At 67.2% G+C, this 12,609-nt stretch carries 8 protein-coding genes; 5 read left to right on the plus strand and 3 right to left on the minus strand.

Going from position 1 to position 12,609, the window contains the following annotated elements; genetic code table 11:
- The first annotated feature begins 154 nt into the window (after positions 1–154).
- The 4 genes from DB354_RS02985 to DB354_RS03000 all read left to right on the plus strand — a co-directional run bounded on the left by DB354_RS02985 (position 155) and on the right by DB354_RS03000 (position 7,431).
- Positions 155–3,199, plus strand: a complete 3,045-nt coding sequence (locus DB354_RS02985) for an AsmA-like C-terminal region-containing protein (RefSeq protein WP_107833944.1) — start codon at positions 155–157, stop codon at positions 3,197–3,199.
- 114 nt (positions 3,200–3,313) lie between these two features.
- Positions 3,314–4,303 (plus strand): ATP-binding protein, encoded by a 990-nt coding sequence (locus DB354_RS02990; protein WP_107833945.1) that lies wholly within the window; start codon positions 3,314–3,316, stop codon positions 4,301–4,303.
- A complete protein-coding gene (locus DB354_RS02995; RefSeq protein WP_107833946.1) occupies positions 4,300–4,947 on the plus strand; it encodes a hypothetical protein in 648 nt (215 codons plus the stop codon). Before DB354_RS02990 ends, DB354_RS02995 begins: the two co-directional genes overlap by 4 nt.
- Before the next feature lie 222 nt (positions 4,948–5,169).
- Positions 5,170–7,431, plus strand: coding sequence for an AMP-binding protein (locus DB354_RS03000; protein WP_107833947.1), 2,262 nt, complete (start codon positions 5,170–5,172; stop codon positions 7,429–7,431).
- A 215-nt stretch (positions 7,432–7,646) separates the two neighbouring features.
- Here the strand turns inward: DB354_RS03000 and hemL are convergent, their stop codons facing one another.
- The 3 genes from hemL to DB354_RS03015 form a co-directional block, all read right to left on the minus strand.
- Positions 7,647–8,924 carry a glutamate-1-semialdehyde 2,1-aminomutase gene (hemL, locus tag DB354_RS03005; RefSeq protein WP_107833948.1) on the minus strand — a complete coding sequence of 426 codons (1,278 nt, stop codon included), beginning with the start codon at positions 8,922–8,924 and terminating at the stop codon, positions 7,647–7,649.
- Positions 8,925–9,266: 342 nt separating this feature from the next.
- Positions 9,267–9,761, minus strand: coding sequence for a GNAT family N-acetyltransferase (locus DB354_RS03010; protein ID WP_199226780.1), 495 nt, complete (start codon positions 9,759–9,761; stop codon positions 9,267–9,269).
- Positions 9,758–11,644 (minus strand): KUP/HAK/KT family potassium transporter, encoded by a 1,887-nt coding sequence (locus DB354_RS03015; protein ID WP_107833949.1) that lies wholly within the window; start codon positions 11,642–11,644, stop codon positions 9,758–9,760. Before DB354_RS03015 ends, DB354_RS03010 begins: the two co-directional genes overlap by 4 nt.
- 120 nt (positions 11,645–11,764) lie before the next feature.
- Between DB354_RS03015 and menB the strand changes: the two genes are divergently transcribed.
- Complete coding sequence (gene menB / locus DB354_RS03020; RefSeq protein WP_107833950.1) at positions 11,765–12,598, plus strand: 1,4-dihydroxy-2-naphthoyl-CoA synthase; 834 nt, start codon at positions 11,765–11,767, stop codon at positions 12,596–12,598.
- Positions 12,599–12,609 lie beyond the last annotated feature (11 nt).

Genomic DNA, 12,609 nt, shown 5'->3' on the forward strand with positions numbered 1-12,609 from the left:
AGGCTGGCCGTGGCCGTGCCTCCCTGTCGCCGGATGGCAAGAACAGGGGAGCCCCAGCCCGCCGACGTCGCCCAGAATCCGTACAACTGGTGGCATCTCCGGTCGTCATAACCGTAGTCGCCACCACCGGTTTGGTGTGCCACATCTTCCGCTCATGAAACCCATCCGGCTCATCGTGATCAGCGCCTCCGTCGTGGCGGCGTTGGTCCTGCTTGCCGCCGTGGTGGTGTTTTCCTCGGCGTTCCAGACCTGGGCTTTCCGGCGTGCGGTCGCTGGCACCCCGGGAGTGCACCTCGCGGTCGAACGTGTGTCCGCCGGCTTCAGGTACGTCGACCTCACCGAGATTCGCTATGAGGAGCCGGGGCTGCGTCTTCACGCGCCGGCGGTTCATATCGAACTCGATGTGCTCCGGGCGGTGTGGAGCCGGCAGTTTGCCATCGCGTCGCTCACGGCGGAGGGATGGACCGTCACACTCGTCGAACCGGTCGCCCCGGCCAACGTGCCGCCGTCCGCCGCGTCCGAGCCCGCTCGGCAGCCGGCGAACGAAGGCACGCCTCCGGTCGCCGCGTCCGGCGCCCCGGCCGCGCTGACGCCGACGACGTTTGCCGGGGTCTTTGATCCCGTGCGGCTGCCCTATGACCTGGCGGTCGATCACCTGGCCGTGCGGGGGCAGGTGATCCTGCCGGCTGACCGCGGTCGCGTCCTGGTCGACATGTCCGGCGGCGGACTGGGGGCGGGGCGGCGCGCCGACTTCAAGGTCAACGCCAAGGCGACGTTCCGCGACGAGACGGTCAACGCGGTGACCGCCGAGGGCAACCTGGTCGCGACGATGGATACGCCGCGCACGCTCACCGAAGTGGGCCTGCGGCTGGACGCCACCGCGAGTGGCGGGCAGCTCACGGCGCCCGTGCCGCTTCACGCCGAACTTGGCGCGCGGCGCAGCGGCGCGGCGGAGACATATTCCGTGCGGGTGACGCGCGGCGACCGGCGGCTCGCCGCGCTGCAGGCGGAGTTTCCGAATCACGGCAAGGACCAGTTGACCGGGGCATGGCAGCTCGATGTGCGCCACGTCGATCTGGCGCCGTTCGCGCTGGGCTGGCGCGTGCCGCAGTTCAGCGCCTTGGGCGAGGGGACGTTTGAGACCGAGCCGTCGTTGGCGACGGTGCACGCCACGGGAAAGCTCGATGCCACTTTCGAGAACCTCGCTGTCCTGAAGCCCGACCTCGCCGTACTCGGTGCGATCAAGCTGTCGGCCGACCTGGACGTTGCGCGCCAGGGCGACGTCCTCACCGTGGGAAAACTCGATGTCGCCGTCGCAACCAGCAACGGGGGCGCCCCCGCGGCGGCCGATTCGGCGTGGCGGGCGGTGGGAACGATTCGGGCGCTGCAGCCGTTTCAGTTCACCGCGCATGCGCGGGAGGTAAGTGCCGCGGATCCGGCGCGCGATCTCATCGGCATTGCGCTGGAGGGACTGCCGCTCGAGTGGCTCCGACCGATTTTTCCCCAGGTTCAGGTTACCGGCAGCAACGTACGTGGTGAACTCGTCGCCACGCCGCGCGCGGGTGGGTTCAGCTTCCGCACGCGGGTGCCGCTGATTGTGCGCAACCTCGAGCTGCGCCACCGCGGCAAGGCCGTGCTCCAGCACCTTGACCTTTCCTTGTCGACCTCCGGCGATTTCACGCCGGAGGGCTGGCAGGCGGAGGTGAACGGGTTCACCGCCCGCAGCGGCGAAGCGCGCATGCTGCTCCTCGATGCGAAGGCCGGCCAGCTCGCCGGCGCGAATCAGCCGATCAAGGCGACTGGCTTGCTGAGCGTCGACCTTGGCGCCCTGCTCGCGCAGCCGTTGGCGGCCAAGCTCCTCGCGATCGACCGGGGCGATGCGAGCATCGAGTTTGCCGCGAGCCTCGGCCGCCGGCAGGAGATCCAGGCCAATGTCCGCGTGAAGAACCTTGGTTTGCCCAGCGGTGCCTCCGCCAACGTCGCGCTGCCTGCGGTTTCCGCGACGGTCCGGGCGGATATCGCGGAGGACGGCACCGTGACGGTGAATGTCCCTGTCACGCTGGTGCGGGAGGAGCGGACCTCCGACGTGACCGTGGCCGGGACGTACAAACCTGCACGTGGCGGCGGCACCTTTGACGGCCATGCGCTCAGCCAGCATTTCGACCTGGGCGATGCGCGCGTGCTCGGCGAGATGTTGCCGCCAAAAGCGGGCGACGGGGCGTCCGCCACTCCGGCTTGGGCCGGGTTGAAGGGCACGGTTGGCGTCCAGCTCAAGGAGCTCGTCTACTCCCGCACGCTGACGCTCAACAACGTCATCGGAACCCTGCGGCTCAGTGGCGATGCCGTGAAATTCGACAATCTACGCGCCGCCGTGGGCGAGGGAGGGGCGCAGGCCAACGGCGCGGTGACCTTCTCCGCGCAGAAGCGGCCGCCCTACGGCCTCAACGCCGACCTGTCGCTCTCCGATGTGGATCCCGGCCCGTTGCTGGCGAGCGTGAATCCGGGGCAGCCGCCGACGATCGAGGGCCGTTTCACCATCAACTCCCATCTGCAGGCCGCCGCCGCTTCCCTCGAGGAGCTCTCGCATGGCGCCGCCGGCGATTTCCAGCTTACCAGCAGGTCGGGGGTATTCCGCGGGCTGTCGGTAAACGTCGGCAATCTCGTCGAGAACTCCAGCAAGCTCGCCACGTGGCTGGCGTCGGCTGGACACGCGATCACGTCGCTGGCCGGGAAGAAGCCGGACTACGACGAGATCACGAGCCGCTCGCAGGCGGCGAACGAGCTGGCCCGCATCCTGTCGGCGATCGCGTACGACCAGTTGAGCATCGTCGTGTCCCGCGATGCGCTTGGGCAGATGAACGTGAAGGAGATCACGCTGATTTCTCCGGAGATTCGCATCACGGGGACCGGCCGCTCCCTCGGCGCGCCGGGCCGCTCCCTGGGAGAGGGCTTCCTGGCGTTGGAGTACCAGCTGCGCGCGCGGGGCCGCCCGGCCGAGTTGATGAAGTACCTCGGGGTGCTCGATCCGAAGCCGGACAATCTTGGCTACGCGAGTTGCACCATCCCGGTGCGCGTGCAGGGGACGCTCGCCAAGGTCGACACGACCGAGTTGAGCAACCGGCTGGTGGCGCTGGCGGTGGAGAAGACGGGCCTGACGGAAAAGGCCGTCGACTGGATCAACCGGCTGCGCGGCAAATAGCCGCGCCGGCCGAGGCGCTCGCGGCGTCGGTGGCGTGCGCCTGCCGTCGAATCGCCCTGCTGGCGACCGAGCTTTCGGCTGGCGCGAGGCGCGTTCCCGCGCGAGGCTCGCGGCGTGATCGCCGCTGTTGCTTTCAGGAACTTCAAGGCTCTGCGCGCGACGAGCGTCTCGCTCGGAGCCTTCAACCTCGTTGTCGGCCCGAACGGCAGCGGCAAGACGAGCCTCATGGAGTCGATTTTGCGGCTGCGCGCCTTCGGCGTGCCGCCGCCGGCGAACCTTCCCGCGGCTGAACCGCCCGCGCCCGGCCCGTCACTCGAATATCGCTTCGACGCGCCACATGAGACGCTGATCGCCCGCGTGCAGTGTTCGTCGGAGGACGATGTCGGTCGGCTCGCGCTGGAACCGCCCGATGCCGCGGGGTGGCAGGAGCTGCGCCAGCAGTGGGCGCGCATTCGCGGCTTTACCCTTGATCACACGACCATGGCGCAGCCACCGCTGGCGGCCTCCGGCGCGGAACTTGCGACAGATGGCGCCAACATGGCGGCGGTGCTGACGCGGATCCGGCGCGAAGCGCCCGACCTGTTTTCCGCCCTCACGGCTGAAATGCTGCGGATCACGCCGGAATTCCGCTCGCTCGAACTCGACGTGCGCGGGGACGGACACGTCGAACTTGGGTTGCGGCTGGCTGATGACGGGCTGGTGACGCCATCGGAAATGTCGCAGGGCATGCTCTACATCCTTGGCATGCTGGCGCTCGCGTTCGATCCCCGGCCGCCGGCGGTGATCTGCATGGAGGACGTCGACCGGGGCATCCACCCGCGGCTGCTCCGCGAGATCCGCGACGCGCTCTACCGGCTGAGCTATCCGCAGGCGTTTGGGCTGAAGCGGGCGCCGGTGCAGGTCGTGGTCACGTCGCATTCGCCTTACTTCATCGACCTCTTTCGCGAGCATCCCGAGGAGGTCGTCATCACGCAGAAGCGCGGGCGCGAGGCGCAGTTTCAGCGGCTGACGGACCGTCCCGACCTGCCGCAGTTGCTGCAGGAGGGAAACCTCGGCGACATGTGGTTCAGCGGCATCCTGGGAGGGGTGCCGGACGAGCCATGAAGGTCGCGCTGCTGAGCGAATCTCCAGCGGACGAGGCGGCGTTGCGCGGATTGGTGACGGCGGTGCTCGGCGCGCCGCCCCGGTTTGTTTCGCCCGGATTTCGGGCGCGCGGCTGGCCCAATGTCGCCCAGGTGCTGCCGGCGGTGATTCGCCACCTGCATTTCAATACCGATACCGACGTGCTCGGGGTGGTGGTCGATGCGGACGACTCGGTCGTGCATACGGCGGCCCACGACGCGCCGGAGTACTACCATCCGCAGTGCCGGATGTGCCAGTTGCGCGCCGTGTTTCGGCGTACGACGAAGAACATGCCTCCCGCCCATGGCCGGCAACGGCTGCTGCGGGCGGTCGGCATCGCGGTGCCGGCCATTGAGGCGTGGTACCTGTGCGGGCGCGACCCGCAGGTTTCGGAGGTCGCGTGGCTCGATGGGCAGGAGCGGGGAAGGGCGCCCTATTCGCGCGCGGAGCTCAAGGCCCGCGTCTACGGCACCGATCGCCCGAGCCTGGCCCATGAGATCGATTGCGCGCTGCGTGAGGTCGCGCGTTTTCGCGGCGACTCCCGCCGGTTGGAGAACGACTTTCCCAGTTTTGCGGCGCTGGCGCGCGACCTCCGCGAGGCGCGGGACCAGGCACGGCGGGCGTGAGGGGCGCGTGTTCGTCGCGTGGCCAATGGCTTGCAGCGTCGCCTCCCGGGAAGGCGCGCGAACCGGCTTGGCCGGCGGCCTCCGGGCCGGGGTGACGATCCCGCGGCTTTTGTAACCGCGGACTGGCAAATTGCATGCGAAGACCTGCAAATCGCGGGCGAACTTTGGAGAAAAATGCTTTGAACAGACCCGCGGGAACAAAGCATAAAAGTACCCCGCTTCATGCCTAGGCCTGTACTCCGTCGGCGCTCCTTACTCCCATTTTGGATCGAAGCCGTTGCCCTCCTCATCGCCCGCCTGCTTTACCGCGTGCGGTCGAGCGGCACGGAGAACTTCCCCCAAACCGGTGGTGTCGTGCTCATCGCGAACCACCTTTCGTACGTCGACGCCATCGTGCTGCAGCTCGCCTGCCCGCGTCCGATTCGGTTCCTGAGCCAGGAGCTGTTCGAAGGCAGCCTGCTTTTTCGCTTCTGTGTTCGCTTGGGCGGCTGCATTCCGATCTCGCCCCGCCAACCCGCCGAGGGCTTCAAGCGTGCCGCCAAGGCCCTGCGGGCCGGTGAGGTGGTGTGCCTGTTCCCCGAGGGGCAGATTTCACGCACCGGCCAGCTGATGCAGGTGCGCAAGAGCTTCGAACTGCTCGCGCGCCAGGCCAAGGTGCCCGTCGTCGCGGCGGCGCACGATGGTCTCTGGGGCTCCGTCTTTTCCTTTGCGGGCAACAAGTACCTTTGGAAGTCGCCGCGCCTCCTGCCCACGCCCGTGTTTGTCGCGATGGGCAAGCCGCAGGCTTACGACCAGGCCACGACGGCGTGGGCGCGCCAGGAGTTGCTCGATCTCGGCGCGGTGGCGTTCGAGGAGCGTCCCGTGCTCCGGCGCAATCTGGCCCGCGAGTGCATTCGCGGCCTGACCAAGCACCCGCAGCATGTGCAGGTGATTGACCGCACCGCTGACCGCAAGGTGCTCAAGAACGCCCAGCTCTACGCCGCCGCCGCGGTCCTGTGCCAGCACCTCAAGAAGACCGTCCCCGATGATCGCATCGGTGTCGTGCTGCCGCCTGGCATCGGCGCGTTCGTGGCCAACCTCGCGATCCTTTGTGCGGGCAAGCATCCGGTGAACATGAACTTCACCGCCGGCCGCGCCTCCATCGAGGCGTCGTTCCGTGTGGGCAAGGTCAGCACCATCATCTCGGCCAACGCCCTGCGCACCAAGGTGCCCAATTTCCCGTGGCCGGAGAAGACCCTCGACCTGCCCACCGTCCTCGGCGAAGCCGGCGGCAAGAAGGCGATGATCCCGTGGCTGCTCGCCGCGTGGCTCCTGCCCAACCAGTGGTGCGCCAATCTGCTGCACCTCCCGAAGGTCGGCGACCGCACCGAGGCCGGCCTCCTCTTCACCAGCGGCAGCGCCGGCGAGCCCAAGGGCGTCGTCCTGACCCACCGCAACGTCCTCGCGAACTGCGCCCAGTTTTCGTCGCTCTCCATTTTGCCCGAGTCCTGCTCGCTGATGGGCTGCCTGCCCATCTTCCACAGCTTCGGTTTCACCGTCACCCTCTGGTACCCCATGATGCGCGGCTGCCAGATCGTCACCGTCCCGAGCCCGCTCGACACCCGCAAGATCATCGACGCCATCGCCGAGGAGAAGGTCACGATCATGATCAGCGCGCCGACGTTCCTGCGGCCGCTGCTCAAGAAGGCGCAGCCGCACGAACTCAAGTCGCTCGACGTCGTGGTCAGCGGCGCGGAGAAGCTCCCGGACGACCTCTATCGCGCCTTCCTCCAGACGTTCCACATCGAGATTCTCCAGGGCTATGGCCTCACCGAGACGTCACCCGTGGCGAACGTGAACCAGCCGCATCCGCCGATCGCCGCCGCGACGAACCGGCCGCAGATCGGCAAGCGCCTCGGCGCGACCGGCCGCATGATGCCGGGTATGACGGCGCGTATCCTCGACCCGGACACGGGCAAGGAACGCTCCGCGACCGAGACCGGGATCGTCGCTTTCCGCGGCGCCAACGTCTTCGGCGGCTATCTCAACGAGCCGGAAAAGACCGGATCGGTCCTCAAGGACGGCTGGTTCGTGACCGGCGACCTCGGCCGCTTCGATGAGGACGGTTTCCTGTTCATCGAGGGACGCCTTTCGCGCTTCTCCAAGATCGGGGGCGAGATGGTTCCTCACGGGACCGTGGAGCAGAAGATCATCGACGTCTTCGCCTGGGAACCCACCGACTCCCCGCAACTGGTCGTGACCGCGGTGCCCGACGAAGCCAAGGGCGAGGCGCTGGTCCTTCTGACGACCCGCGAGGTCTCGGCGGAAGAGCTGCGCGGGCGCCTGCTCGAGGCGGGCCTGCCTGGCCTCTGGATTCCGAGGATCATTCACCGCGTGGAAGCGCTGCCCCTGCTCGGCACCGGCAAGATGGACATCAAGGGCTGCCGTACGCTGGCGCTTACACTGACGGCGAACGGAACGCGCTCCGCTGTCGCGGCGAAATAGCCGGAGGCCGGAAGCCGGAAGCCGGAGGCCAGAAGCCGGAAGCCGGAGGCCGGAAGACGGAGGCCGGAAGCCAGAAGCCTGAAGCCGGAGGCCAGACCGGATGTCAGATGCCAGATGTCGACGTCAGAGGCCGGGTGCGTTCTGGACCATCCTTCGGACGCAGGGGCCAGAGGTCGGATGTCGAAATGACGGAGATCGTCCCCGGCGTTTGCGACCTACAGCTTGCGGATGGACTCGGTGAAGATTTCGCAGGCGCGGTCGATGTCGGCGCCCTCGTGCGCGGTGCTCAGAAAACCGGCTTCATAGGCGCTGGGCGCGAGGTACACGCCGCGGTCGAGGCAGGCGTGGAAGAAACGGTTGAACACCTTGGCGTCGCCTTGCAGGGCGGTCGCGAAGTCCCGCACCGGCGTGGCCGAGAAGAAAATGCTGAACATCGAGCCGCATTGCGGCACCTGAACTGGAATACCCTTGGCCCGGGCGGCCGCGAGCACGGCATCCTTCAACTGGCGGCCCAGGCGGTCGAGTTGGGCGTAAGGGTTGAGCTCCTCGAGCAGCTTCAGCCCGGCGATGCCAGCCGCCATGGCGAGCGGATTGCCGCTGAGCGTGCCCGCCTGGTAAACCGGCCCGAGGGGCGCGAGCTGATCCATGATCTCCGCCCGGCCGCCGAACGCTCCGACGGGGAGGCCGCCGCCGATGATCTTGCCGAGGCAGGTGAGGTCGGGGGTGATCTGCTCCCGCTCCTGCACGCCGCCGCGCGCGATGCGGAATCCCGTCATCACCTCATCGAAGATCAGGACCGTGCCGTGCTTCGCGGTGATCTCGCGCAGGAACTGCAGGTACCCGGCGTCGGGCATGATGAAACCACAGTTGCCGCAAAACGGCTCGACGATCACGCCGGCAATCTGGCCGGGGTTGGCGGCGAATGCCGCCTCGAGCGCCGCGCGATCGTTGTAGGCGACGACGATTGTCTCGCGGGCGAAGGAGGCCGGCACGCCGGCGCTGTCGGGATTGCCATGCGTCAGCGCGCCCGAGCCGGCCTTGATCAGGAGCGAGTCGGAGTGGCCGTGGTAGCAGCCGGCGAACTTCACGATCTTGTCCCGGCGCGTGAAGCCGCGCGCGAGTCGGATGGCGGACATCGTCGCCTCCGTGCCGCTGTTGCACATGCGGACCTTCTGGATGGAAGGCACGAAGCGCACGATCAGCTCCGCCATTTCCACCTCGTACGGGTTGGGGATGCCGAAGGACGTGCCGCGGTCGAGCGCCTCGGCGACGGCCGCGCGGATCTTGGGATGGTTGTGACCCAGGATCGCCGGGCCCCACGTGCACACGAAGTCGATCAACTCGCGGCCGTCCGCCGTCGTGAGCTTCGCCCCGTGCGCCGCCTTCACGAAGAACGGCGCGCCGCCCACCGACCGGAAGGCACGGACGGGCGAGTTGACGCCGCCGGGGATCAGTTGCTTGGCACGTTCGAAGAGTTGGTCGGAGACGGTCATGGGAAGCGGTAGTGAACGCGTTTCAGCGCGAATTTGAAGCGTGTTCCTCGGCGGGGCGGAGCGCGGTAAACGCGCTCCGCCCCGCCGAAGTGACAGTGAGAGTGAAGGTGAAAGTGGGTGTGAGAGTCAGAGTGGGTGTGGGGAGGGGCGGGTGAGAGGTTGGGCGCCGACGATCGGACGAGTATCCGGACATTATGGGCGAGTATCTGGACATTATTCCGGAGTATCTGGACATTATCCCGGTACTTACTGCTGGCAGGGCGTTTATAATTGCAGCCCTCGTGCGGGGGGTGTCCTGCGCAGGGGCTCGAAGAGCCGCGCGCTGGAGGTGCACGCTGCCGATTAGGCTCCGGTGCTGCGCTGCAGAACGACGAGGTCGCCGCGCGAGGTCCAGCGCTGGTGGAGCCAGAACTCCCGGCCGGCCGCGTTCGTGGCGTAGAGGAAGATGTTGCACTTCTGGATACCGGCGCGACGGAGACGGGAAAGGCAGTCGCGGACGATCGCCGAGCCGAGGCCTCGGCCGCGGTGGCTCTTCGCCACGGCGAGATGGTGCAGGTAGCCGCGCCGGCCGTCGTGCCCGCACAGCACGGCGGCGACCAGCGTGCCGTCGGCGGCGGTGACCACCACGCTCAGCCCCGGGTTGCGGGTGAGGAAGAGCGTGATGCCCTCGCGCGAGTCGGCCTCGTTGAGCCCGACACCTTCGCTCACCCGCCACAGGGCGGTGGCGGTTTCGAAGTCCGCGAGGGTGAACTCGCGCAGGGCGTAGCCGGGTGGCAGCGCCGGACCTGCGACCGTCTCGGAATTGGCCGACGTGGACGACGGAGCGGCGGGCGTCACAGTTGGAGCGGCAGGCCGATCTCGATGATCTGCGATGGCGTGATCCGGTAGTAGTCTTTTGCCGGGCGCGCGTTGCGGCTGAGGAAGGCGTAGAGACTCTTCTGCCACTCCCACATCCGCGCGCTGCCGCCCGAGATGATCATCTCGCGGTTGAAGAAATACGTCGCGGCGGTGGGATTGATGTCCACGCCGCGGCCGCGGACCTGCTCCATGAGCGCACTGACGTCGGGCGACTGCATGTACCCGTAGTGGCCCACGGCGCGCCAGATGCCTTCACCGATCTCGTAGAGGGTGAGTTGCTCGGCCTCGGGCACGCTCGGCACCTCCTCGGTCGCGATGCTCAGGAGGACGACGGTCTGGTGGAGGGCGCGGTTGGCCTTTACGTGATGCAGGAGGGCGATCGGCGTGCCGGTGGGGGAGCCCACCATGAACACCGCCGCCCCGCTGACGCGGGTGACGTGCTTACTGCGCGCGATGCTCGTGAGCTCGGTTTCGGTGACGTTGTTGCCGTAGACGCGCTGGTAGATTTCCGCGCGGCCGGTCTTCCACGTGTGCATGACCGCGAGCACGCCGAGCGCGATCGCGAGCGGCAGCCAGCCGCCCTCGACGAACTTGTGCAGATTGGAAACGAAGAAGCCCAGGTCGAAGAGGAAGAACACCGCGCACAGCGGGAGCGCGTGCCAGAGTTTCCATTTCCAGCGCATGCGGGTGACGCGGTAGAAGGCGAGGGTGGTGACGACCATGGTGCCGGTGACGGCGACGCCGTACGCCGTGATCAGCCGTTCAACCGTCTGGAAATAGAGCACGACGGCGATCGTCAGGATGGCCAGCGTGGTGTTGACGAACGGCAGATAGATCTGGCCGACGAGCTCCGCGTTGGTGTGCCGTACCTGGAGGCGCGGGAAATAGCCGAGCTGGATGGCTTGGCGCGTGAGCGAGTAGGTTCCGGAAATGAGGGCCTGGCTTGCGACAATCGCCGCCATGGTCGAAAGCAGAATCAGTACGTAGCGCCCGGCCCCGTGGCCAGCGAGGGCGAAGAAGGGATTTTCGGTCGCCTCGGGGTGAAGCAGCACGTAGGCGCCCTGGCCGAAGTAGCACAGCGCGAGACCGGGGAAGGCGCCAAAGTACCAGGCGCGGGCGATGGCCTTGCGGCCGAAGTGTCCCATGTCCGCGTAGAGCGCCTCGGCGCCCGTGATGGCGAGGATCACCACGCCGAGGAGCTTGGTGGCGTGCAGCGGATGCGTGGCGAGGAGGCGAAGGCCGTGGAGCGGATTGAGCGCATGCAGGACGACCGGCTGCTGCACGAGGTTCCAGACGCCCAGGACTGCGAGCGCGGCGAACCAGACCAGCATGACCGGGCCGAAAAGCCTGCCGATGATGCGCGTGCCCTTGTGCTGCACCCAGAAGAGCGCGCCGAGGATGATGCACGCGATGAGCGGCACGGCCGGGCCGATATGGGAATCGATGTCCTTGAGGCCCTCGACCGCGCCGAGTACGGAGATGGCCGGAGTGATGACGCCGTCACCGTAGAGCAGCGCGGCGCCGAAAAGGATCAGGAGGGTGAACCAGCTGCCGGTGCGGCTGGTGGGGCTGCGATCGGTGTGGCTCAGCGCGAGCAGGGCGAAAATGCCGCCCTCACCGCGGTTGTCGGCCCGCATGATGAAGCCGAGATACTTGAAGCTGACCTCGAACGTCAGGGCCCAGAACACCAGGGACAGGGCACCCAGTACGCCTTCGATCCGTTCGACGGGCGGGAGGGTGCGGAGCGTCTCGTTGAGCGCGTAGAGCGGGCTCGTCCCGATGTCGCCGAACACGACTCCGAGCGCACCGATCGACAGCGCGATTTGGGCGCCCCGGCTGAGGGGTGTCGGTTGGTGGCTCATCAGGGAAAGGAAGAGTCTCTACGATGGGTCCGGCTCCTCCAAGCTGTTTTATGTCGCTGGCAACTATCGGCTTGATTCTGCCCGATCGACAACGCGCCGAAACCCTGCACGGTCTGGGGCATGAGTCTCGATTGGAAGGTCGCCAAAAACTACACCGACATCCTCTACCACAAGGCCGGCGGAATCGCCAAAGTGACGATCAATCGGCCCGAGAAGCGCAATGCGTTCCGTCCGGAAACCGTTGCCCAGATGTATGATGCATTCTTGGACGCCCGTGAAGACCCGACGATCGGCGTGGTCCTCCTCACCGGGGCGGGACCGCATAAGGATGGCAAGTATGCCTTTTGTGCGGGGGGCGATCAGGCGGTGCGCGGCCACGCGGGCTACATCGATGCGGGCGGCGTGCCGCGACTCAATGTCCTCGATTTGCAGAAACTCATCCGCTCGACGCCGAAAGTGGTGATCGCGCTGGTGGCCGGCTACGCGATTGGCGGCGGCCACGTGCTGCATGTGGTGTGCGACCTGTCGATCGCCGCCGACAACGCGATCTTCGGGCAGGTTGGGCCGGCGATGGGGTCTTTCGATGGCGGCTTCGGCTCAAGCTACCTTGCCCGGGTGGTTGGTCAGAAGAAGGCGCGGGAGATTTGGTATCTCTGCCGTCAGTACAACGCGCAGCAGGCGCTGGAGATGGGGCTTGTGAACAGCGTTGTCCCGGTCGCGGAGCTCGAGGCCGAGGGCATCAAGTGGGCGAACGAGATCCTGCAGAAGAGTCCGCTGGCGATTCGGCTGCTGAAAAGCGGCTTCAACGCCGAGCTCGACGGCCAGGCGGGGATCCAGGAACTCGCGGGCAACGCGACGATGCTCTATTACATGAGCGACGAGGCGAAGGAGTTTCACCGCGCCCAGCGCGAGAAGCGGAAGCCGGACGCCCGGAAGTACCCCTGGCTGCCTTAGCGCGGGCGGCC

It is taken from the genome of Opitutus sp. ER46 (assembly GCF_003054705.1).
In the GTDB taxonomy this organism is placed as follows: domain Bacteria; phylum Verrucomicrobiota; class Verrucomicrobiia; order Opitutales; family Opitutaceae; genus ER46.

Excerpts from the sequence above, each read along its gene's own strand:
- DB354_RS02985 (WP_107833944.1), top strand. The coding sequence starts at position 155 with ATGAAACCCATCCGGCTCATCGTGATCAGCGCCTCCGTCGTGGCGGCG.
- DB354_RS02995 (WP_107833946.1), top strand. The coding sequence starts at position 4,300 with ATGAAGGTCGCGCTGCTGAGCGAATCTCCAGCGGACGAGGCGGCGTTG.
- DB354_RS03000 (WP_107833947.1), top strand. The coding sequence starts at position 5,170 with ATGCCTAGGCCTGTACTCCGTCGGCGCTCCTTACTCCCATTTTGGATC.
- hemL (WP_107833948.1), bottom strand. The coding sequence starts at position 8,924 with ATGACCGTCTCCGACCAACTCTTCGAACGTGCCAAGCAACTGATCCCC.
- DB354_RS03015 (WP_107833949.1), bottom strand. The coding sequence starts at position 11,644 with ATGAGCCACCAACCGACACCCCTCAGCCGGGGCGCCCAAATCGCGCTG.
- menB (WP_107833950.1), top strand. The coding sequence starts at position 11,765 with ATGAGTCTCGATTGGAAGGTCGCCAAAAACTACACCGACATCCTCTAC.